Raw genomic sequence first — 22,193 nt, forward strand, 5'->3', positions numbered from 1 at the left:
CGCGTTCGAGTAACTCAGGGGTGACGTGATGCAAGACCAGCGTTTCGATATGCCCGTTTCGGTCGCGTTGGGCCGGTCCGGTAACACTGTTTACAAGGTTGAGCGAGTGGCGCAGGCGGCCGATATCCTTCTCAATCGTTGGCCGTTCGCGACAGGGAAAAGCCATGTGGCGGCTCGAAAAGCGTGTCTGGCCGCCCTGGAGGGGATCAAAGAAGCTAGTGTGGCAAGGGCAGCATTCGTGAAGGCCGCGACCGATGCCGACATCTTGCGCGAGAACGACCATGGCCGTGGCTAAGAAGGATCAGGAGCGCGTCGGATATGCTTGGCTCTATGGGGCACAAGCGCGCAAGGACGGAAGGGAGCGCGTCGTGCCCGAGTTCTGGAGGGAATACGCAGACTCTTGGCTGCAGGGCTTCGATGGCCAGTCGATCCAGGATGCCGGCAAGGCGGAGCCGGTCGGCGATCAGATGGAAGCGGAGGTTGACGAAGCTGGGGTCAGCAAACTGTAACTGGCAGTCTACAGCAGCTTGCCGGCGCGTATCATGGCGCGCGCAATCGCGAGTTGGGCTTCGGTCTTTGCATTTTCTTTCTGGGTCATGTTGTCGGCGGCAATCAACCGCTTAAGCGCCCGCAATGTCTCCCCTCGGGTCCAGCCCACTTCCAGCATGCAATCGATGATCGCCTGAAAGCCGGGCTCCATGGCCTCCTCGCAATCCAGCGAGCGGTCTGCATAGTCATGGTCGAATTGGTCTCTGGGTGGATTGATCATTTTCACTCCATATCCGCCACGTCGCCGTCGGTGAAAAGTACCGTTGGCGGTCCATATTCGCCAAGCGCCGGATCGGCGTCGCGACTCCATGCTATGACGCCTATATGCTTCCCCGCTAGCGCCTTGGCGATGCGAACGGCGCGGTCCTCGCTTTGCTGGTCGGTCGGGCCGTATGCTGTGAACAGTTCGCCATCCTCGCCGCGGTCGAACGCACGACAACGATCAGCTTCGGCTTTCTCTGATCTGGCGCATCGTCGGACACTCAGTGCGTCCTGCCGGAGCGCAGATGCATCTCGATCTTATTGATTGCCTTGGTGAGGACATCGACTGCCTGCAGATTGACGGCGAAGTCGAAGTTACCTTGCGCGGTTTCAAATATCAGAACGCCGACCTTGTCTCATCGTCGCTCATCACGCCCATTCCAATGCCGGTCGGCATATAGGGTGGCTTTTCTGACATGGTCTCTCTCCTCAGATGCGGTTTGGCCCCGTCACACGTTCGGCCATCTGGCCGTACGACCTGGAGTGGCCAAGCACTACCGATGGACGATGGCGGCCGTGTAACCGGCTCACCACTAATCGAAATGCATCGACTGGCCGCGCATCATTGCCAGGGTCAGTGCGATTGCAGGATTTGCAGGCGGACTCTCCATAAGCAAGGAGCCGTCGAAATCGCGCCACGCCGCCATCCGCAATTCGTCACCGTCATCGGCGGCTGCAGGGTCGAAAACGTGGGCATCGTAGGGATCGCGGTCAATTTCAATCGTCCAGTCCTTGAGCGCCTTGCGAGCCATTTCTTCAACCTGGGCAAGGTCACTGGTGAAGAAGGGAATACGGTCGCCATCTTCTGAAAGGGGCTCGACCCGATCCAGCGTTGGCCGCTCGGGAACCCAACCAAGAACGAAGGCAATATCGAAGTCGATCTGGCGGTCCGGGCCAGCTGTAACCTCCAGCCGTTTGACGACGTCGGGATAGAGGTTCTTGCGCTCCGGCCAGGTGTCTGGAATGGCCTCGGCTTGCAACCGCGTCCGGGGCACGTTGATCAGTTCCATGATCTGGCGGCGCGGAACTTTGTCCTCCGGCCAGCCCGCACAACATGCTATCGTCGCGGCCTCGTCGGCTTCCATCCAGACTGAAGCAGCATGGTCCTCGTCCTCGGTTGGCTGGTCGTCTTCTGGAAAGCCTTTGATATCCCACCCTTCCAACGCGAACAAACCTTCCGCGCCTTGCAAAGCCGTAATGCCGGCTCGCGCGAAGACTGCCTCGGCTGCCGCGACTCCTCGGGCCAGTTCTTCGGGCGTTGCGCCTTCAATGTTCAAGCGAAGTTCCATGGTTCGCCTCCTGTGCCAATCGTGTCGACAGTGAACAAAATAAGAACATTGGGGTCAATAGGCTCTTGGCAACAGAGGAATGGGGTCTGTTTTTTCAACGCGATAGCCAACGAGGCAATGGATCGGCACTCCATTCCGATTTCCAAGGCAAATGCCTCCATCGCCCATCATGATGCGGACCGCCGCGGACGGGGACAGTCGGTCCCGCGTCCCGTCCTGCGGCCGGCGCTATGCTGACGCTCCTACGGCTGTCCTGTTAACCGACCGCGGCGGGGGGCGAATTTCCTCCGTCCCGCGCGCGCCAATGTCCGCATTGGCGGACACGCGCAGGACTGCGGTTTATGCGCCGTTTTTCCTTTGGGCGCCGCCAGTTGCCGGCGCGACGCCCAGCTGGGCATCGTGGCTTTCGACCGCATCGTCCTCTTTGCAGGCGTCCCATCGGTGCCACCGGGCGGGCGGTCGCGACAAACATTTCTTCCGCAGCGCCACCTCACCATCCCATTGACTCTTCATCAGGAAGGGAACAAATGAGGAACATACCATCAGCATTTCGCGTTCAGGGGACAGATGAGTGCATCGGCGCCAAACGCTGCCATTTCCGATCTTCGAAATCGCATTGCGCGTCTCGAAGGCGGCAATCCACGCGAAAAAGCGGTGCTCCCTTTCGGCATTTCCTCTATCGACGACCACCTGCCTAGCGGCGGTGTGGCACTTGGCGCTCTGCATGAAATTGCTGGCGGCGGCAATGGAGCAATCGATGGCGCTGCGGCGTCGCTTTTTGCTGCAGGGATTGCTGCCAGGACGCAAGGCAAGGTGCTGTGGTGCGTGACGCGCCAGGATCTGTTTGCACCGGCAATCGCCCAAGTCGGGCTCCATCCCGATCGGGTGATCTACGTCGAGGCCGGTGACGACAAATCCCTGCTCGCCTGCTTCGAGGAAGGCCTGCGGCACGTCGGGCTTGGGGCTGTGGTTGCCGAGGTTGCCCGTCTGTCGATGACGGCCTCGCGACGCTTGCAGCTTGCATCGGAAGGCTCGGGCGCCATGGGCATCGCCATCCGTCGCTGGCGCCGCCAGACCGAAGCCGCCGATTTCGGGCAGCCGACGGCGTCTGTCACGCGCTGGCGGGTTTCTGTCTTGCCATCGCGGCCGCTTCCGGTGCCGGGCGTCGGCCGGGCACGATGGCAACTTGAATTGATCCGATCACGTGGAGGGGAAACGCTCGATATCGAAGTGGAGGCTTGTGATGCAAAGGGTCGTCTCGCTCTTCCTTCCAAGCTGGTCGACCGACCGGCTCAGAAGGAAATTGGGCGACGTCTCGCCGTCGCTGGATAGGCCTCTGGTGCTGGTCGGGCGCCATGGCAATCGTCGCCTGGTGACAGCAACAGATCGCGCGGCAATGGAAGCGGGCTTGCGCGTCGGAATGCCTGCGACAAAGGCGCAGGCCCTCGTTCAGGGGCTGGCGGTTATGGACGCGGAGCCCGATGCCGATGCGGAGGCATTAGAGCGGCTGGCCCTGTGGGCATTGCGGCGTTACGCGCCGATCGTCGCTATGGATCATCCGGACGGATTGGTCATGGACACCAGGGGCGCCGATCACCTTCATGGCGGTGAGCAGTTGATGCTGGCCGATATGGTCGAACGGCTCAGCCAGGTCGGCTTTTCGGCGCGGGCAGCGGTAGCCGATAGCTGGGGCGCCGCTCATGCCGTTGCGCGATACGTCAAGCAGGCCGTCAGTGTGGTGGCCGTCAACGCAGCCTATGATGCGATCGTCCCTCTTCCCATCGCGGCACTGCGATTGCCCGATGCGATCGTTGGCGGTCTGCGGGTCCTGGGCTTCGACAGGGTTGGCGAACTCCTGAAGCAGCCTCGCGCGCCACTGACGCTGCGCTTTGGGCCGGAACTGGGCCGGCGCCTTGACCAAGCTGCTGGGCGCCTTGCCGAGCCGATCGAGCCCGTGCGGCCCGCCGACGTGGTCGAGGTGAAACGTGCCTTTGGCGAGCCCATTGGTGCCGCCGAGACAATCGTCCGCTACATCGGCAAGCTTGTTCAAGCGCTGTGTGTTGAACTGGAGACCATGGGCCTCGGCGCCCGACGGCTCGACCTGCTGCTCTACCGCGTTGACAATCGCATCGAAGCCGTTCGCGTCGGCACGGCCCTGCCTGTCCGCGATGTGAAGCGGCTGACGCGGCTGCTCTGCGACAAGATCGAGAAGATCGATCCGGGTTTCGGCATCGAGCTGATGCGCCTGTCCGCGCCGTTGGCGGAACCGCTGACGCCCAGGCAGACCATTTCGTCGCTCATTGAGCAACGGGATGCTGACATTTCGAACCTGATCGACGTCCTCGGCAATCGTGTCGGAGAGGAAAAGCTCTATCGGTTTACCCCGGTGGCAAGCGACGTGCCCGAGCGATCGTTTAGGCGCGTCGCGCCGGCCTCGGCGGAGACTGGCCAGGCATGGCCAGACCATTGGCCGCGTCCGGCCCGTTTGTTGGCGGTGCCGGAACTGATCGAGGCGATCGCGCTGCTGCCGGACCATCCGCCGGCCAGCTTCACCTGGAGAGGCATCCGTCGACGGGTCAAGCGCGCCGATGGTCCCGAGCGAGTGTTCGGCGAGTGGTGGAAACGCGACGCCGAGCTTGCCGCCGTGCGTGACTATTTCCAGGTCGAGGACGACGCCGGTGAACGGTTCTGGATCTATCGCGCCGGCGACGGCGAGGATGCCGCGACGGGTTCGCATCGCTGGTTTCTGCACGGCGTCTTCGGATGACCGGACGTTACGTCGAGCTGCAATGCACCTCGCATTTCTCCTTCCTGCGCGGCGCCAGCTCCTGCGAAGAATTGTTTGCGCAGGCCGCCCTCATGGACATGCCCGCACTTGCCATCTGCGATCGCAACAGCCTGGCCGGCATCGTCCGGGCACACGAAGCGGCGAAGGCGACCGGTGTCAGGCTGATCGTCGGCTGCCGCCTTGATCTCGCGGAAGAGATCTCGATCCTGGTCTATCCGACCGATCGCGCGACCTACTCCCGGCTGTGCCGGTTGCTGTCGCTGGGCAAGAGGCGAGGCGGCAAGGCGAAATGCGTGCTCCATTGGGCAGATCTTGTCGCCTATGGCGAGGGCCTCATTGCAGTGCTCGTTCCCGACCAGGCCGACGACTCATGCTCGATGTGGCTGCGGCGGCTGCGCGAGGCATTTGGCGACCGAGCCTATATGGCCCTGACGCTGCGCCGCCGTCCCAATGACGCACTACGGCTGCACGATCTGTCCAACCTTGCTGGACAGGCCGGCGTACCAACCGTCGTCACCAACGATGTCCTTTTCCACGAGCCGTCACGCCGCATCCTGCAGGATGTCGTCACTTGTATTCGGCACAATGTGACGATCGACAATGCCGGGTTTCGTCGCGAGCGGCATGCCGACCGCTACCTGAAATCGCCCGGGGAAATGGCACGGCTTTTTGGTCGCAACCCCGAGGCGCTTACGCGGACGCTTGAAATCGCCGAGCGCTGCCGGTTCTCATTGGGCGAGCTTGCCTATCAATATCCCGAGGAGCGCATGCTGCCGGGTCTGACACCGCAGCAGGCCTTGGAGAAACTGACATGGGAAGGCGCGAAGGAGCGGTTTCCTGAAGGCCTGCCGGATAAGGTTGTTCGCACGCTCAGGCATGAGCTGCAGCTCATCGAGAAGCTGCAATACGCGCCGTATTTTCTGACGGTCAATTCGATCGTGCGCTTTGCCCGCAGCCAGGACATCCTGTGTCAGGGCAGGGGGTCGGCGGCCAACAGCGCAGTCTGCTACGTGCTCGGCATCACCTCGATCGACCCCGACCGCAACGATCTCCTGTTCGAACGCTTCGTCTCGGAAGAGCGCCGCGAACCGCCCGACATTGATGTCGATTTCGAACATGAGCGGCGGGAAATCGTCATGCAATGGGTGTTCGAAACCTACGGTCGTGAGCACGCGGCGCTGTGCTCCACCGTCATCCGTTATCGCTCGAAAGGCGCCTTGCGCGACGTCGGCAAGGCGCTTGGCCTGCCCGAAGACCTGATCAAGATGCTGTCATCGCAGGTCTGGGGCTGGTCGGACGAAGGTGTCCAGCCGAAACATGCCGAAGAGTTGAACCTCAATCTCGGCGACCGCCGCTTGCGCCTGGCGCTCGACCTCGCCAGGCAATTGATCGGCGCCCCGCGCCACCTGTCACAGCACCCCGGTGGTTTCGTCCTGACCCGCGATAGGTTGGACGACCTGGTGCCGATCGAGCCGGCGGCGATGAAGGATCGGCAGGTCATCGAATGGGACAAGGACGATATCGACGCATTGAAGTTCATGAAGGTCGATGTGCTGGCGCTTGGCATGCTGTCCCGCATGAAGCGCGGCTTCGATCTCCTGTCGCAACACAAGGGCATCACTCTCGATCTCGCCACGATCCCGGCCGAGGATCCGCGCACCTACGCGATGATCCGCAAGGCCGATACGCTGGGCACCTTCCAGATCGAAAGCCGTGCCCAGATGTCGATGCTGCCGCGCATCAAGCCGCGGACCTTCTATGATCTGGTCATCGAAGTCGCGATCGTGCGGCCCGGGCCAATCCAGGGTGACATGGTGCATCCCTATCTGCGCCGGCGCGAATGCAAGGAAGAGGTCGTCTATCCCAAACCCGAACTCGAGAAGGTGCTCGGAAAGACGCTGGGCGTGCCGCTGTTCCAAGAGCAGGCGATGCGCGTGGCGATCGAATGCGCCGGCTTCACGCCAGGAGAGGCTGACCAGCTTCGCCGCGCCATGGCGACCTTCAAGCACACCGGAGGCGTTTCGAGCTTCGGCGCCAAGCTGATCGGCGGAATGGTGACGAACGGCTACGAGCGCGAGTTCGCCGAAAAGACCTTCAAGCAGCTGGAAGGCTTCGGCAGCTATGGCTTTCCCGAAAGCCATGCGGCGAGCTTCGCGCTGATCGCCTACGCATCCTCTTGGATGAAGTGTCATCACCCCGACGTTTTCTGCGCCGCGCTCCTCAATGCCCAGCCGATGGGGTTTTATGCGCCGGCGCAGATCGTTCGCGATGCGCGCGACCATGGCGTCGAGGTGCGTCCGGTCTGCGTCAACGCCTCACGCTGGGATTGCACGCTCGAGCCCACCGAGGACGAGGACCGGTTCGCCGTTCGCCTGGGCCTGCGCATGGTTCGCGGCCTTGCCAACGCCGACGCCGCGGCAATCGTCACCACCCGCGCCGACCTGCCCTTCGCGTCGGTCGATGACCTCTGGCATCGCGCTGGTGTTCCCGCTGCCTCGCTCGTTGAACTCGCCTAGGCTGACGCGTTCCAACCGTCCCTGTCGCTGGCGAGGCGTGGGGCACTGTGGGCAATCAAGGCGCTGCGTGACGAGCCGCTGCCGCTGTTTGCCGCCGCCTCCGCCCGTGAACATCGGACGGTGCCGGAGATCCACGAGCCCCTTGTCGCGCTACGCGCCATGACATCAGGCGGTGAGGTCGTCGAAGACTACGGGCACGTCGGGCTGACGCTGCGCGATCATCCTGTTTCCTTCCTGCGCGCCGACCTGCGGCGCAAGCGTATCGTTTCTTGCCGCGAGGCCATGCAGGCGCGCGACGGCCAATGGCTGGAAGCAGCGGGCCTTGTGCTGGTCCGGCAGCGGCCAGGCTCGGCCAAGGGCGTCATGTTCATCACGCTCGAAGACGAGACCGGCATCGCCAACCTGGTGGTTTGGGTGAAGGTCTTCGAAAAATACCGTCGGGTGGTGCTCGGCGCCGGTATGATCGGCGTTTATGGGCGCATTCAGCGGGAAGGCGAGGTGGTGCATCTCGTTGCCCATCGGTTGAGCGATCTCTCAGTGGAGCTGGCCAGCGTTGGTGATCGCGATGCTGCCTTCCCGCTGCCGCATGGGCGCGGCGACGAGTTCCACCACGGCAGTCCGACGCCCGACCCGCGCGGGCTACCGAAGGGGCCGAGGCCGCGGGATATCATCGATCCCTATCCGCACATCGACCAGATCAAGGTGAAGACACGGGATTTCAAATAGTTCTGGGCGGAAAATCGGTGGGAGCGGGGTGCCGCACCATGGAAAAGATCATGCTGGAGTACGACCCTGGGCATGATCGTATTCCCTGCCGTGCGACAACATCATGGCACGTCGGCTAAAGTCTATCGAATACGGAGCCCATCCTAGGGCTGAACAGCCGGTCATAGGTCCTCAGCAAGTACCCATCCGTCATGCCGGCGACATAGTCGCAGATGTGACGCAAGGGATCGGAAGCCTCCTTACATCGTTCAAAGACGTCGGCTGGCAGAAATTTCTCCGGGTCTGAACGCATCACCTCAAAGACAGCGATGACCATCATCTGGCCTTTGAACTCGAGGTGTTGGACGCTTGGGCTGTAGATAACCTCCTCCCGTACGAGGTTCTTGATCGCCACCACAAATGCCATCACCGGCGCCGGGAGCACGGCCTGATATTTTATCCGCGGTTCGGCGAACTCCGCTTTCTCGTGAATATCGACGGAAGGGATCACCATATTTAGAACGCGATTGATCTGATGTTTCCTCTCGTTCCCATCGCCAAAGAGCCGGTCAGCAAACCCTGCATAGACGTCATTGCCGTATTGGCCCGGGTACTCCGAATTGAGGTAATCCAATAGCGCGGCGCACTGCTGAGGCCTTACGTGCTTCTCGAAATTAGCCCGGGAAATAAGGTGCATCGCCAGTACATCTTCGAGATCGTGAATGCCGAAGCTGATGTCATCTGCCAGATCCATGAGACTGCATGCGAACGATTTATGCCGAGCTTCATGATGCTTCCCCGGCGCCTCGTTGAACGCTTGGAACTCATCTCGATCGGATGGTGCGAGCGGCTCGAGAAGCCAGTCGACGACGGCCTGTTCGCAATCAAGGTAGCATTTCGGTGGTTTTGACGCCTTTCGATCGAGGATCGGCGTACCACTAGTATTTTCCAGGAGCTTCGGCCTCTTGCTTGGGTTTGCGGCTTCTTTGAACGCCACAGGGTATTTGAGTACGCCGAGCATCGTTTCGCGCGTCAGGTTGGAGCCGGCCGCTTTCGACATCTTCTCAAGCTTCGAGAGGATACGAAGCGTTTGCCCGTTGCCCTCAAAGCCGCCGTCATCGCGCATGCAGTAGTTTAGCGCGACCTCGCCGCCATGACCGAACGGCGGGTGTCCGAGATCGTGAGTGCAGGCGATCGCCTGCATCATGCTTCGCTCGGGCAGATAATGAATTGCTTCGTGGCTGGGCAGGTTGTGCCGGAGTTGGATCGTCAGTCCGACTGCTATCTGCGCAACCTCGAGCGAGTGCGTGAGACGTGTTCTGTAAAAGTCGCTGTCGCCCAAGTTCAAGATCTGGGTTTTGCCTTGGAGGCGCCGAAATGAAGCTGAGTGGATGACGCGCGCATAATCGACATCGCCTGGCGTGCGCGCGTCGAATGATCGTTGTTGCCATGCCTCGCGGCGATCTGCCCACACCATCGCCGCTCCCCACAGACAACAAAACTAAGATGACCCGTTTAGCTGGCCTTTTGCCTCGAACCAAGTTCCTAGACCGGGTAGACCAAGATCAAGACATTAAAGGTCGTGTCAAAGGCTTCTGCAAGGCGCTCGCGCGCGTGACCGTTGCGATCGGTGACCGACACGGGTGTCGCCGTCTCATCTTGCATCTGCTCGAAAGCACTTAAAAGGTTCATTTGTCCGTTTCCGTGCATCTTCTTTAGAACTGGCAGGCTTGCATCCATCCCGACGATGTTGGGACCCGAGCATTCAACCGTGTATTCCAAGGCCACGAACTTGCGAGGCGCCCAAGCGGTAATCTTAGCTTCTAGATGAGCTGTTGACATTTGCATAAGGTTGCATGATGTTGCGGCATGATGCAGAATGATCGACCTGATTTTCTATCGCTTGCAGACGCCGCCGATTATGTCGGTGTCTCAAAGGATACTCTTCGACGTTGGGATGCCGCCGAGAAGCTGAAACCCGTAAGGCGGCCGGGCAGCGGCTACCGCTTTTATCGACGCGCTGACCTCGAACCATTTCGTCTCGAATATAAGCGGGCCGAGCAAGCGATTTCGAATGATGACCATCTGTTTCAAACTCTGACGGCCGACATCGAGGCAAACGTCTTGGTACGCGAGCCGCAGCAGGGGGCACATAAGGCAGTTCGCACCCACTTCGCGGCATCGAACGACTCCGTGATCCTTCAGATACCGGTTGGTTGCGGAAAGACGGGTGTCATCGCCACGTTGCCCTTTGGCATTGCGCAGGGACGGACACTCGTCATCACCCCGAATCTGACGATCAGGAAAGGCGTCGCAGAAGCGCTGGACATCACGAATCCCAAAAACTTCTGGCGGCGCACCGCCGTGCTGCACGATTTCTCAGCTGGTCCATTCCGTGCTGTTTTGGACGGTGTCGATGCCAACCTTCACGATTGCAATGACAGCCAATTTGTCATCACAAATATTCATCAGCTCGCCAGTTCGGCGGACAGGTGGTTGCCGCAGTTCCCACCGAATTATTTCGATATGATCATGGTGGACGAGGGCCACCATAATGTCGCGCCGAGCTGGGCCAAGGTCTTCGAGAAATTTCCGAATGCCAAGGTCATCAGCCTCACTGCGACGCCGTTCCGCGGCGATGGCACACGTCCGCTCGGCAAGGTAATCTATCGCTATCCCTATACCAGAGCGATGGTGAAGGGATACATTAAGCAGATTCATTCGCGCAACGTCGCACCCTCCGAACTGTATTTCACATACAGGGACGATACCCGTCGTCACACCCTCGAAGAGGTGATGACATTGCGGGAAAACGCCTGGTTCCGCCGGGGCGTCGCGCTGGCGCCGGAATGCAACGCCCACATCGTTGACGCGAGCATTAAGTACCTCCGGGAACTACGCGAGCGCACCGGCTTCAGGCACCAGATTATAGCGGTCGCCTGCTCCGTCGATCACGCTCGCCAAGTGCGCTCCTTGTACGAAGAGCGCGGGCTGAAAGCGCAGGAAATTTATGGCGAGATGACTGACGAGCTAAAGGACCGGGTCATCGAAAACCTCCGCAGCGGGAAGCTCGATTGCATCGTGCAGGTGCAGATGCTGGGGGAGGGCTTCGACCATCCTCCGCTTAGCGTCGCCGCGATCTTCCGACCCTTCGCCAGTCTCTCTCCCTACATCCAATTCGTCGGCCGCGTGATGCGTGTCGTGCATGAGGCGAAGCCCGAACACCAGGATAACAACGCTTATGTCGTCTCTCACATCGGGTTGAACACCGATGCCCATTGGGACGATTTCCGTGAGATCGACTTCGATGACCAGGCCCTCATCAGAAAATGGCTGCAGGGTCAGGACGACGAGCCGGAAAGGGACGGCAGCGGAGAGCCGCGTCGCTTCGACGTTGGGATGTTAGTCGACAGCGAGATCATTGGATCGTTCATCAACCGCTCGTTTCTCGACCCCGAAGACGACCGCGTTCTTGAAGAAATGCTCAACCACGAAATTGGGGGAGGGATTCGGCTCCGCGACCTCATCAAGAAAGAAGTGCTGCGCGAAACCTTGCGGAATAAACAACAAGACCGCGCCGATTTGGCCGAGGTCGCGAGCCTGCCAGTGCAGCCGCAAAGCCGGCGCGTTCAAGCCCGCAAGCGGCTTTCGCAGCGCACGAATTCTGTCGTTGCCCGCATCCTGAAGGACCTTGGATATGCGATCGCCGGCCGTGAAGTCGGTAAGGCGATCAAGGCGGTCGCTGGCCGCGACAATCGGGCAGCAGTCGCCAGCCTCTTGCACACCGCTGTTAACGAGCATCTTGGCATCGGCTCGGGTAGCCGGAAGGAGCCGGGCGCCGGCGACAATGAGGATGCACTGGCGGCTCTGGACGTGCTCGGCGATCAGGTTCGGGACGCCATTAGAAAGGAGATCGGATCGTAATGCCCAAGGTCAGAGATATCCTTATTCACGTATCTGTCGAAGAGGCACAACGACAAAGAAAATGTCGGCGTAACACCAGTCACACAATTGCAAAGGGTGAGATGTGCCTTGTCGTCAAAACAAATCCAACAAACGATGATTATAGCTATAGCTTGGTCCCGGCTAAAGAAATGCTAGACACAGCATGGACGAAGCTAAAGGCCATTTACGCAAGTCTGGGGATTGCTCCGCCATCATAAAGTGACCAACTCACCGGTGGAGGAAAAATTGAACGGTGCAAACAGACAATGATACGCGCCCTTTTTGTCAAGAACTGCAGGCCACGATAAGCGGCCGAGTATAGCCTGCGCGAAGAGCGTGCCCTTGTGCCGCCGCGCATTAATATCCGCTTTCGAGAAACGGTTGGGTAGACTTGAACGGCCGAAACGAGGCGCAAAGCAGTCATGCGGGCATCACTTCGTAGGATGCTGAGGCTCAGAACCGGACTGCTGAACGGTTTTGCCGCCATAACCTTGGGTCGACGGGTGCCGGCGTTGGCGCAAAGTCAGTCGCTCCCTTCCCGAACGGTCTCGACCGCCAACGACCCGGCCGGCAGGCACGTCAGCAGATCAGCCTCCGGTTTTGTGAGATGAATCCATGCCGCCCAGTCTTGCGGACGCAGCACGACAATCTGGCGATTGTGGATGGGTGCTACGTCAGGCCCGGGTTCTGTGGTCAGCATTGCGAATGTCGGTGGTTTGTTGCCTTCGCCCTCGCGCCACAGTCCGGCGATCGCCATGAACGACGCGCCGTTGAGCGTGAAGCGATGCTTAGCCTTTGGAGACTTCTTGCCGGTGAATTCGAAAAAAGCCGATGCTGGAATAAGGCAGCGCTTGCTGTTGGAGAAATTTCGCCCTTCCGAGCGGAAGTTGAAGACCGGCCCGCCTTTAGGCCCGGAAGGCGGAAAGGCAAAGGCCATGCGCGCGAGTTCGATCGTTTCGCCGCCGGCGCGCATGATCGGTGCTGGATCACTGATGCGGATGTCATCGGCCTGCGGCAGATCCAGTTCAGTTTGATGGGTGGGAATGTCGAGCGCCAGCGATTGCATCATCCGGCAATATTCGGCCCAGGCGATATGCTGCTCGTAATCATTGCACATGGCTGCCCCACGCGTTTGGTCAGTTGCGTAATAAAGCAGATAGCGCGGATTGGCCGCCGCGCCACCGCCCGAGATTCTTCTGCTATGCTCCGAAACTCCGGCGCGACCGCTCGAGCACCTGGCGCAGTTCGCTCGTGACATTGCGAAGATGTCTATTAGGACAAGGTCGCACCGCCGCGACGATCACGCAGGAAGGCAGCACGCTAGTCTAGCTCAAATCCTGGGTATGATTTAAATGAGACCCAGGATTTGTCACGGAGCGACAATGTGACATATCCTGGGTATGATCGAAACGAGACCCAGGATATGTCACGTCATGGACCGGACTCAAACAACCCAACGCCAACAACTGGCTGCCCTCCTGGACACCCAGCCAATCATGCGCGCATATGAACTCCGCAAGGCCGGGATTGCGCCCGAGACGATCTCGCGCGCTGTCCACAATGGCCAACTCATCCGCATCTCCCGCGGCCTCTATCAACGCGCCGACAGTGAAGTCGAAACCGAGCAGGCGCTCGCAGAAGCTGCAAAGAGGGTCCCCAAAGGCGTCATTGCCATGGTTTCGGCGCTCGCCTTTCACGGGCTGACCGACCAGATGCCTCGCAAGATATGGGTCGCAATCAGCGCGAGGGACTGGGCACCGGTTCCTTCATATCCGCCGATCCGCATCGTCGAACTTCGTGACAAATACATGGACCAGGGAATCGAGCATCATCGAATTTCGGGAGTCGACGTTCCGATCTTCTCGGTCCCGAAGACGCTCGCCGATATCTTCCGCAACCGCAAGCTGGTCGACCGCTCGGTTGCAGTGGAGGGGCTGCGAGCTGCCCTCGACCAGCGCAAGGCCACACCTGGTACAATCGCGGAGGCGGCAATCGCAGGCGACTCCTGGAAGATCATGCGCCCCTATCTCGAGGCTCTGACCTCGAATGGCTAAAGGTACTACAAATCAGGCTGCCTCGATCAAGCAGCGGTTGCTGAACCTCGCGCGCAAGGAAGGCCGGATCTATGAGGTCGTGCTGGTGCGCTACGCGCTGGAACGGCTGCTCTACCGCCTGTCTGTCTCCGACCAGCACGATCGATTCATTCTGAAGGGAGGGATGCTCGTTACCCTATGGATCGACGGTGGCAATCGCGAGACGCGAGACGCTGACTTTCTTGGGCATGGCGATGCCAACCCGGAAAAGCTCAGGGCTACATTTGCCGAAATCATGGCAATCGCTGCCGACGATGGGCTTGTATTCGATACCCAAGGCCTGACTGCAACTACGATCCGCGACGAGATGGAATATGGCGGGGTTCGCCTACGCACAACAGCCTTCTTGGAGCGGTCCAGGATCCCAGTTACGATCGACATAGGGTTTGGCGACGCTCTAGCTGCAGAGGCGCAACCGCTCGCCTATCCATCGTTGCTTGGCATGGAGACGCCGCAGATTCGGACCTATCCCCCGGCAACTGTTGTCGCTGAGAAATTTCAGGCCATGGTCGCGCTGGGCATCGCCAACGGTCGCATGAAAGATTACTACGATCTGTGGGCGATTCCCAAGGCAGTCCCTCTCGCAGATACGGATCTGGATGCTGCTATCCGAGCGACTTTCGAGCGGCGACATACTGACATTCCTGACGGTAGGCCACCTGGTCTTTCAACGACATTGCTGGACGATGCGACCAAGCAGCGCCAATGGCATGCCTACGCACAATCAATCGACCACGAGGGCCTGTCGCTGGGGGAGGTTGTGGATGCCGTCTGGGCACTGGTGGGACCATCGTGCGCGCGCATCAGATCGTCTGACAATTAAATCGTGGCCCGTAATCCCGACGTATCTGCTGTAAATGGCACCTGTCGGCAGCTCGCCAATCCGATTGACGCTGTGTTTCGACCGACAGCCTACAATACTCGTTGAACCGGGATGCAAGCCAGAAACGGAAGCCGGTGCGGCTGGTACCTTGGACAAGGGATGAACAAGATGGAGGACGATGCCGGGGGCAATGCTCGATTGCTCGAGATCGATCTCGGCGAGGAGTTCGAAATGGATCTGGCGACGCTTGATCCACGTGCCTACGATCGGATTTCCGTTTACGTGCCGCTCCCTTCATTCGGATCAACCCAGTCCTATCGCGACATCTGCGGAGATCTTCTTGACGCGTGTGGGCAATCGAACGGATGGCTGCACATGCGAAGTGTGTCAGGACCGAAAACCCACCCGGAGACTACCGCTGCATCAGGGCCGTCCTCACTGGACCAAGATCGGGACTATTCGGCGCCATCGCCGACTGTGCGCTTCTACTCGGGGAACTCGAGGATTTCACAGAGGATGCAGAACTGGAGGAACTGCAGAACCTTCGCGAACAGGTCAATGACTATGAGGACAACCTGGAGGCTCTGGTTCCCCGAGCGCCGGAGATTATCGACTGGTATTTCGCCAACCTTCACGTCGCGAACAGCGAGTTACGATCCGAAGCGCCGGAGGCATGGAGCCGTCAGATGGAGCGCTTCCCAGAGCGTCGCCTCGGGTTCCATCGCAGCGGCTTCAGCGGCATACTAGGAGGGAGCTGCTATGCTTCGCGGACCGGGTGGCTTGTGCCGGTTGCGATAGGCCCCGACCGATTCTTCGTGGGAACGGATCAGAAGTACCGTCTGAATGACTTCCTGCCCGCCGACTTCGTCACCATCAACGGCGAGTCGTTCGTGCATCACAGGGGTCTCCTGGTCCGCTTCCCATCAGGTCTGTATTTCGAATCCCAGGTCTGCGCGGGGCTCGTGACCCAGGACGACGAGTATGCCGAACGCTGGTCATCAGACCCTTTCAGCGCGCTCCGTTCACCGATAGCAGAGGAAGCCGCTCCCGAAGGCATCTCGACTTTGGACGCGCCAGAAGGCACGTCAACGCTAGCGCAAGGCTGCTACCTTCACGAGACTGGAACGCTTGCGTTCGTCAATGATGGCTACTTCCTCCACTTCCTCTACGACATCCGGCCGGCGCAGCTGCAAACGGCCAAGGCCCTCCGCGAGGCTTCGGCCCAAATGACCGAAGAGCTGTCCACCGCGACCGGCGCGCCGTTCTTTCAGTGCGACTGGACGAGCTTGGACGACGAGGCCTTCGAAGAGCTTTGCTACCAGCTGATCTTCGACAACCCGAAGTTCAATTCCGATACCATTCGGAAACTCGGCAAATCGAGGTCGAGGGATGGCGGCCGCGATATCATCATCCATGAGGCGACAATAGGCCCTTGGGTGGAACCGAAGAAATGGATCTTCCAGTGCAAGCTTGTTACCAACGGTTCGTCCCTCGGAGCCACACGCCTGACGGACGTCGGCGATATGCTCGACCAATACGGCGCCCAAGGGTTCGGCGTGATCACCTCAGCTCAGATGGACGCCACACTCTACGACAAGGTCGACGCGATCTGCTCCAAACGCCGAGTCGACCAATACCACTTGTCGGTTCTGGAGCTCGAACGGGCGCTAGGGCGCAATCGCCGTGTCAGGCAGAAATTCTTCCCGGGATCATGATCGACCCCCTCAGCGGCCAACATGGAGACACGACCCGTTCGCAATAGACGACCAGAAAGCGGCAGCTTTTCAGCGTGGTCTTGATGATCACGCATCTCACATCCGGAATAGTTTCCTCTAATCCGCCGGATTTTTCTCGACCATCGACCCTACAGCGCTCGCCCATTCCAGCGGTGAGCACGCGGTGGCCAGCTTCTTTTCGTTGTCAATCGACCAAAGTTGAAGGCTGACGGAAGGCGAATAACCAAAGTAGCGATTGCCGCTGTCTGCCTCTTTTTCAGGGTCTGGCTCATCGAAGTCGACTTTCGATGATCTTGCCGAAATATCGAGGAAATGGGGACTGATCAGAGCATCGATCTGCTTCAGGCGCTGCCGGATCCAAGTCGCCATCGCGCTCATTCTGCCGACATCCTCAGGCGTCGCATTCTCGAGATGGGTCAGCACCGCGTTCAACTTGTCCCGATGGGTCAGTTGTTCATGGATCGCATCCACAAATTCCATACGGCGCTTCTCGCGGCTATTGAACGCTTCCTCGCGTTGCCGCTGGGCTTCGGCGTCTCGTTGACGACGCTCTCGTTCCTCGCCTTGTCTCCTGCGTTCGCTGATGAACGCCGCGTGTCCAGCGAAGCCTGCCAATATGTCCGGCAGCATGCTTTCCAAAGTTTGCGTCTTTCCGTCGGAATATTTGCGGCGAAGGCCTGAATACGGGTTGGCGTGAATGACGATAGCGAGCCGCCCGGATGGAGACTCGTCGTACTTGGGCCAAGCATCGTTGGTGTTGCCCCAACGCGTTCTTTCATCCCGCCGTTTCAATTCTGCCGGCGTCGGTTGATGCAGGGTCTTTTCGGGCTGCTCCTCCAAGCCGAACGCAACTGATTCATTCTCGACAACGAGCACCAACCCGGTCTCGGTTGCCTTGGGCAAATGGCCTTGCGTTTCTGCAAGAGCGAACAACTGACTTAGGATGCGAATTCCCCTTTCAATGGAGGCCACTGCAATTTTGAGAGGGACAACGCCCCTGGACCGAACGATCGCGAAGCCCTGATCGTCCGGACGCGCCTTTGAGATCGCGCGCCTTGTGACAGCGAGAGACGGGAGCTCAACGAAGCTGGGCGTAGACTCCGGCGTAGGGGCCACCATCGGATCAGTCGCAGCGTGCTTGTTGAGCCTATCTCGGGCTTTTTCTGTGGCTTCGCGGACCGACGGCGACAGGTGCTGCTCGGAACTTCCTGCGATCCTCACCAACGCCAAGTTTGGTTTGGCCGATGGGGGCAGCGCTTGCTTGTTGACGCGCTTGCCGTATTTCAGTTTTGCCCAGTATCCGCGTTCTGGTGTTGGAATGTGGTGGCGATCGCAGGTCTTCTTCAATGCCGTACCCGTAACGCCGTAATCCGCAGCAACCTTGGTCATCGGCTTGGACCAGACCTGCTCGTAAAGCTTCTCGCGAGAAACCGTCCTCACCCTCTCGACCTCTTCTTCCGCCCACGCGTCCACGGCCCGACTCCAGTGATCAATCGATCCAAATATGGAGGTAGGCGTATTGATCCTGTCAGTTTTGACGGTACTTCATCAAATTCTCGCTGGATCATCAACGATCGACTGTGGGAAAAAGCGTCGGCATGGGCAAAGCTCAACGGCGCCTTAAAAAACGGGTCGGCTGAAGCAGGCGGCGAAACGCGCGCCTAAATCGCTACGACCAGTGAAGGTCGCTATCGGTGGTTGCGTGACCGTGATTTGGACTTGCGGTTTTTGCCGACAGCCGATCCGGCTCACGGCCCTCCGACTAGCACGCCTTGCTATTCCTTTCTGCGACCGACTGATTTGACGACTTCTCTCGTCCTCCGCATGAGAACATCTTGCGAGACATGGACCAAGATCGTGATCTCGGCAGGCCCTGAAGAGGCCCACGTATGCCGCGGACTGCTGATCTCCGCGGCAGCATGGCTGCGACCGTTCTCGACTCGCAGCGAGCGTCACCCGCAATGTGAGATCGCACAAAGGCTCTTGCGCCAAGTGGCTGACAGAGCGATTCTGCGCCTGACGATAGTAGAGCGCTTTGCAAGGCCCTGCGCAGAAACAGATCAAGTGAGGATTTAGATACCAGGGGATGACCAAGGCGCATCTTACGCAATTGTGGCAATGGCTGTCTGTTGTCTGCGTCCTCTTTTTGGTGGCGAGCGTGGTTTCCCTACAGGGAGGTTCAGAGTTTTTGGGAAGCCTCTTTGCCGACAAAGTTGGCGTAGACGACAACATGCCGGCCACCGGTTATTTTGGGGCAATTGTTGGCGGAGGCTTGTTTGTGCTGTCATCAAGCGTCTTCCTCTTGCACGCACGGCGCCATGGCGACCACTGGCACGCTCGCATACCAGTGGTTTGGCTTGACGGACTTGATACGGCCACACGGGAAGGAAAGATCTTTCAGATTTGCGTTCTCGTGATTTTCGTTCTTGTTCCGGTCGCTGGAGTTATGTGCTGCATGGCCGAGGCTGAATCGGGCGACATCTGTGAACAGGACACCCGGTACTTTTACGAGGGCTCCGAGACCATGCTGCTGTGGGCTCCGGTGGCCAAGGAAGGAAATCAGATGAGGCTTCGCCAAGCTGGAACTGGTGCAGAGCCTTGTTTGTCCGGCGTCGAGCTGTTTCCCCGTTCTCTAACTCCGCTAACTTTCTACGGCTTGCCGCTCGCGGCTGGCGTCATTGCAACGATGGCCCTCATCTCTTTGTTCTCCCGTCGAAAAACTGGCCAGTCAGAGGGTTTTCCGGAGGTAACGTAGCGTCGGTCCTTGTCGAAGTTCACTTAAGAAGAGCAGACGTGATCTCGGTGTCGAAGGTCAAGGCGAGCTTCGTCGTGACGACGAGATTGTCGGGAGCAATATGGACACCTGTCAGCTGGATCGTGGGAGTTCCAGCGGTGATTTTCAGGCCGGGCACATTGGCCTTCGCGATGCCGGTTGTGATTTGCGATGCAGCCTCGTCGATCGGCTTGGTGAGATCGAATTTAGAGCCTTCTTTGAGCGCCGAAAGAATCTCCGTTTCGAAAAGACTTTGGACGATCATCCAGAACTTGTTGTCGATGACAGTCGCAAAGTGAATGCCTTCCACTGTGATGGCTTTGCCGCCCTGAACCAGCGTCGGCTTACCAGACAGATAGACCCAGCCAGTTGTGTCGAACCACTGGCCTGGCAACTTGGCATCGATCTTCAGCCCAACAGCGAGTGATCCATTGCTGGGATAGAGGTCCACGTCGTCAATCCGGATCTCGATCGTGTTGGACGCGATGTTCTGCTTGAAGGTTTTCCCTTTCAGGGCAGCCGCCAATTCGGCTTTGAGAAAGTCGTATGGAGCGATTGCCTGAAGGTTCACATCGAGCCCGCCATGATCGGCAGACGCGGAATTCAAAGGAGGAATGGCTGTGCCGGTCGTCGCGATCTCAGATGGCGAAAGGACTGTCGTCGCGCCGACGCGAACGACCATTCTTATCGCGTCGTCCTCTGCTATGAGCCCAGAAAAGCCCGCTGTCTTGGGCTCGATATTTAGAAAGAGGGGAGTCTGCTTGAGTCGGTCGATCTTGATCGAGAACGGGTGCCACTGCTTCGAAACGCCTGACCGGACAGCGTCACAGGGAAGAAGGCTCTGAGCCGCGTTCTGTATGTCGTCGCGGTGCTTGTCGAACTCGCCGTTCAGAACATCCGCAAGCCCAAGATTTACCGGACCGGCGCACACTTCAGGGTGACCGAGAGCACCGAGATCAATCCCAACGCAATTCCTCCCGACGAGTTCGACGGATGCACTATCTACCCATTTTCCGACGGGGGCAGCCTTGACGATCGGACACCATCCACTGTCTAGACCGACATTCATATTGATCTGCGGCGAAACCCGAGCGTCGAAGCTCTTCCCAGATAGAGAGAGCACTCTTGCGAGGTCGCCGCCAAGACCGGCCTTGCCCGTTATGTGGACACTCTGGCCTACTTGGATATCGGCGCCGGATTTTGCGATCCGAAGAGACCCATCCTTGTTCACGCTCGCGTCCCAGTGATAATCGGCACATTGATTCCTTGTGCCGATACTAGGACCAACGATGTCTGGCACGTTTATGCACACCCTCTCAATTCCAGCGCCTCGAAAGTCCAGGTATGGCTTGTCAAAACACTCCTGGTGCGATCCCACGTGGCCTGGATTAACGAACGGTATGTTCATGCACGCAACGTGGCCATCCCCGTTCAGCGGGACCGAGTTTGGGACTTTCGCTTCCCCGGCCTGAACGAGTGCACTGTAAGGAATCGACGCCACCAGCGTGATGACGCTATCTGAGATAGTGGGAGGAGGAACGGCCTCGCCACCATGAGGCGGCGCTTGGAAGAGTTGATCGCCGTTACAGGCTGCCAGCGAGATACAAACCGATGGCGCCAGCAATAGGAGACGAGTTTTCGCGATCGTCATAATGTTTCCCCATGTCTTAATTCTATTCACGAATTACTGTGAGAAGAGGGTGCAGCGCGTTCCGCATAAGTTACTGATCGCGCTGGTATCGTTACTCGTAACAATACTATTCATTGCCCCGGCAACCTTTGGGAAGTTTTCGTGGAGGAATTGCCCCGCGCGAGACCACGAGCCTCCGGCTCGCGTGCCAAAGGCACGGCATCATCCGTTGCCGTCAATTCTTGCCGAAGGTTCCTGATGCCTTTTCCCACATCTCCCATGAGGGCGGAGATTCGCCCGCGCCCGAAGAAAATCATCACGACGACGATGACGAGCAACCAGTGCCATATGCTTAGCGCACCCATTTTCTTATCCTTCCTTTGTCCGATCGAGACCGGATCGGTCGAATGGTTAGGTTGACGATGTACCGCCGACCGGATCGACCGCCCGGCGGCTATGGGATGCCGGCAACGATGTCCTCGGCGAAATATTCGAGGTTGTTGGCTGTGCGCCTTGCTTTTTGGGGCTCCGTTCTTGCCAATTGCTCGGCGTCGGCGATGGTATAGTCAGGCTTGCCGTCGCCCGTGACGTCGGTATCGACGATTGTGGCGCTGGTGGCTTGATGAGACGCCTCGTGGACGATGGTCCCGCCTCGGGAATCGGCGCCCTTGTCCGATAGGTCGAAGAAACCTGACTCCAGGAAAATCTCGGAGAAGCCCCCCTTGGGAACAAAGGCCAAGGTACCCGGGTCGTCGTCTGGCATTGTCTTGTTCGGACACCAATAGCTCTGGAACACCATAAAGCCGAGGACCTCTTCGGAGACTTGCTTGAGTACGGGATCGTCGTCGCCTTCATTCCCCCCGAACCAGCGCTTGAACTTCGCGCCACTAGCGGAATTGGTGGTCGGCAGACTGTTGATGGTGTCCGACAGCATCGAGCGCGCTTCCACTACCGCGGCCGATGCAATGGCATTTTGTCCCGCATCACATGCAACGCGGTACGCGTCAAATGCGTCGGAGCGGGCGGTTGTTGCCGCCATGCACAGCAATCCTGCGACGCCGGCCAGTCTCAGTGAATTCCTCATG

The 22,193-nt window shown here is 59.0% G+C and carries 19 protein-coding genes and 2 pseudogenes; 11 read left to right on the top strand and 10 right to left on the bottom strand.

Translation table 11 applies throughout. The features are described from left to right. Positions 1-28: 28 nt before the first annotated feature. Together CK226_RS20650 and CK226_RS20655 are read left to right on the top strand one after the other, a co-directional pair. On the top strand, positions 29-295 hold the full coding sequence (locus tag CK226_RS20650) for a DUF982 domain-containing protein (protein ID WP_027168223.1): 267 nt from the start codon (positions 29-31) through the stop codon (positions 293-295). Beyond that, positions 282-509, top strand: coding sequence for a hypothetical protein (locus CK226_RS20655; protein ID WP_027168224.1), 228 nt, complete (start codon positions 282-284; stop codon positions 507-509). Before CK226_RS20650 ends, CK226_RS20655 begins: the two co-directional genes overlap by 14 nt. Before the next feature lie 8 nt (positions 510-517). Here the strand turns inward: CK226_RS20655 and CK226_RS20660 are convergent, their stop codons facing one another. Beyond that, a complete protein-coding gene (locus CK226_RS20660) occupies positions 518-769 on the bottom strand; it encodes a hypothetical protein (RefSeq protein WP_027168225.1) in 252 nt (83 codons plus the stop codon). Positions 770-771: 2 nt separating this feature from the next. Further along, positions 772-1,031, bottom strand: a pseudogene (locus CK226_RS35590) (hypothetical protein). 24 nt (positions 1,032-1,055) lie between these two features. Here CK226_RS35590 and CK226_RS34965 point away from each other — a divergent pair. Further along, on the top strand, positions 1,056-1,211 hold the full coding sequence (locus CK226_RS34965) for a hypothetical protein (protein WP_179301094.1): 156 nt from the start codon (positions 1,056-1,058) through the stop codon (positions 1,209-1,211). 132 nt (positions 1,212-1,343) lie between these two features. Here CK226_RS34965 and CK226_RS20675 read toward each other — a convergent pair whose 3' ends face one another. After that, positions 1,344-2,099: a hypothetical protein gene (locus CK226_RS20675; RefSeq protein WP_095792897.1), complete on the bottom strand. Its 756-nt coding sequence runs from the start codon at positions 2,097-2,099 to the stop codon at positions 1,344-1,346. A gap of 567 nt (positions 2,100-2,666) precedes the next feature. Between CK226_RS20675 and CK226_RS20680 the strand changes: the two genes are divergently transcribed. From CK226_RS20680 to CK226_RS20690, 3 genes and pseudogenes are all read left to right on the top strand, one after another. Further along, positions 2,667-3,431 carry an ImuA family protein gene (locus tag CK226_RS20680; RefSeq protein ID WP_095792898.1) on the top strand — a complete coding sequence of 255 codons (765 nt, stop codon included), beginning with the start codon at positions 2,667-2,669 and terminating at the stop codon, positions 3,429-3,431. Beyond that, positions 3,343-4,866: a DUF6504 family protein gene (locus tag CK226_RS20685; RefSeq protein ID WP_095792899.1), complete on the top strand. Its 1,524-nt coding sequence runs from the start codon at positions 3,343-3,345 to the stop codon at positions 4,864-4,866. The genes CK226_RS20680 and CK226_RS20685 overlap by 89 nt, the downstream gene beginning before the upstream one ends. Continuing rightward, positions 4,863-8,129, top strand: a pseudogene (locus tag CK226_RS20690) (error-prone DNA polymerase). Before CK226_RS20685 ends, CK226_RS20690 begins: the two are co-directional and overlap by 4 nt. Positions 8,130-8,244: 115 nt before the next feature. Here CK226_RS20690 and CK226_RS20695 read toward each other — a convergent pair. Together CK226_RS20695 and CK226_RS20700 are read right to left on the bottom strand one after the other, a co-directional pair. Continuing rightward, entirely contained in the window at positions 8,245-9,585 is a 1,341-nt protein-coding gene (locus tag CK226_RS20695; protein WP_095792900.1) for an anti-phage deoxyguanosine triphosphatase, read from the bottom strand. A 68-nt stretch (positions 9,586-9,653) separates the two neighbouring features. Further along, positions 9,654-9,890, bottom strand: coding sequence for a hypothetical protein (locus CK226_RS20700; RefSeq protein ID WP_210202247.1), 237 nt, complete (start codon positions 9,888-9,890; stop codon positions 9,654-9,656). A gap of 87 nt (positions 9,891-9,977) precedes the next feature. Between CK226_RS20700 and CK226_RS20705 the strand changes: the two genes are divergently transcribed. Continuing rightward, positions 9,978-12,032, top strand: coding sequence for a DEAD/DEAH box helicase family protein (locus CK226_RS20705; protein ID WP_095792902.1), 2,055 nt, complete (start codon positions 9,978-9,980; stop codon positions 12,030-12,032). A gap of 544 nt (positions 12,033-12,576) precedes the next feature. Here CK226_RS20705 and CK226_RS20710 read toward each other — a convergent pair. Further along, positions 12,577-13,170 carry an SOS response-associated peptidase family protein gene (locus tag CK226_RS20710; RefSeq protein ID WP_027168233.1) on the bottom strand — a complete coding sequence of 198 codons (594 nt, stop codon included), beginning with the start codon at positions 13,168-13,170 and terminating at the stop codon, positions 12,577-12,579. A gap of 316 nt (positions 13,171-13,486) precedes the next feature. Here CK226_RS20710 and CK226_RS20715 point away from each other — a divergent pair, with 316 nt between their 5' ends. The 3 genes from CK226_RS20715 (at position 13,487) to CK226_RS20725 (ending at position 16,684) form a co-directional block, all read left to right on the top strand. Continuing rightward, a complete protein-coding gene (locus CK226_RS20715) occupies positions 13,487-14,107 on the top strand; it encodes an AbiEi antitoxin N-terminal domain-containing protein (protein ID WP_095792903.1) in 621 nt (206 codons plus the stop codon). After that, a complete protein-coding gene (locus CK226_RS20720) occupies positions 14,100-14,969 on the top strand; it encodes a nucleotidyl transferase AbiEii/AbiGii toxin family protein (protein WP_095792904.1) in 870 nt (289 codons plus the stop codon). Before CK226_RS20715 ends, CK226_RS20720 begins: the two co-directional genes overlap by 8 nt. Positions 14,970-15,334: 365 nt before the next feature. Next, positions 15,335-16,684 (top strand): restriction endonuclease, encoded by a 1,350-nt coding sequence (locus CK226_RS20725; RefSeq protein ID WP_095792905.1) that lies wholly within the window; start codon positions 15,335-15,337, stop codon positions 16,682-16,684. Positions 16,685-16,801: 117 nt separating this feature from the next. On the opposite strand, the gene CK226_RS20730 is transcribed toward CK226_RS20725, so the two are convergent. Continuing rightward, entirely contained in the window at positions 16,802-18,178 is a 1,377-nt protein-coding gene (locus CK226_RS20730; RefSeq protein WP_095792906.1) for a hypothetical protein, read from the bottom strand. Positions 18,179-18,791: 613 nt separating this feature from the next. Between CK226_RS20730 and CK226_RS20735 the strand changes: the two genes are divergently transcribed. Next, positions 18,792-19,460, top strand: a complete 669-nt coding sequence (locus tag CK226_RS20735) for a hypothetical protein (RefSeq protein WP_095792907.1) — start codon at positions 18,792-18,794, stop codon at positions 19,458-19,460. A 19-nt stretch (positions 19,461-19,479) separates the two neighbouring features. On the opposite strand, the gene CK226_RS20740 is transcribed toward CK226_RS20735, so the two are convergent. The 3 genes from CK226_RS20740 to CK226_RS20750 all read right to left on the bottom strand — a co-directional run bounded on the left by CK226_RS20740 (position 19,480) and on the right by CK226_RS20750 (position 22,192). Next, positions 19,480-21,129: a DUF4403 family protein gene (locus CK226_RS20740; RefSeq protein ID WP_095792908.1), complete on the bottom strand. Its 1,650-nt coding sequence runs from the start codon at positions 21,127-21,129 to the stop codon at positions 19,480-19,482. A gap of 110 nt (positions 21,130-21,239) precedes the next feature. Next, complete coding sequence (locus CK226_RS20745) at positions 21,240-21,473, bottom strand: twin-arginine translocase TatA/TatE family subunit (protein ID WP_027161935.1); 234 nt, start codon at positions 21,471-21,473, stop codon at positions 21,240-21,242. An 89-nt stretch (positions 21,474-21,562) separates the two neighbouring features. Continuing rightward, entirely contained in the window at positions 21,563-22,192 is a 630-nt protein-coding gene (locus CK226_RS20750; RefSeq protein ID WP_179301096.1) for a M35 family metallo-endopeptidase, read from the bottom strand. Position 22,193 lies beyond the last annotated feature (1 nt).

It is taken from the genome of Mesorhizobium sp. WSM4311, assembly GCF_002295115.1.
GTDB lineage: Bacteria > Pseudomonadota > Alphaproteobacteria > Rhizobiales > Rhizobiaceae > Mesorhizobium.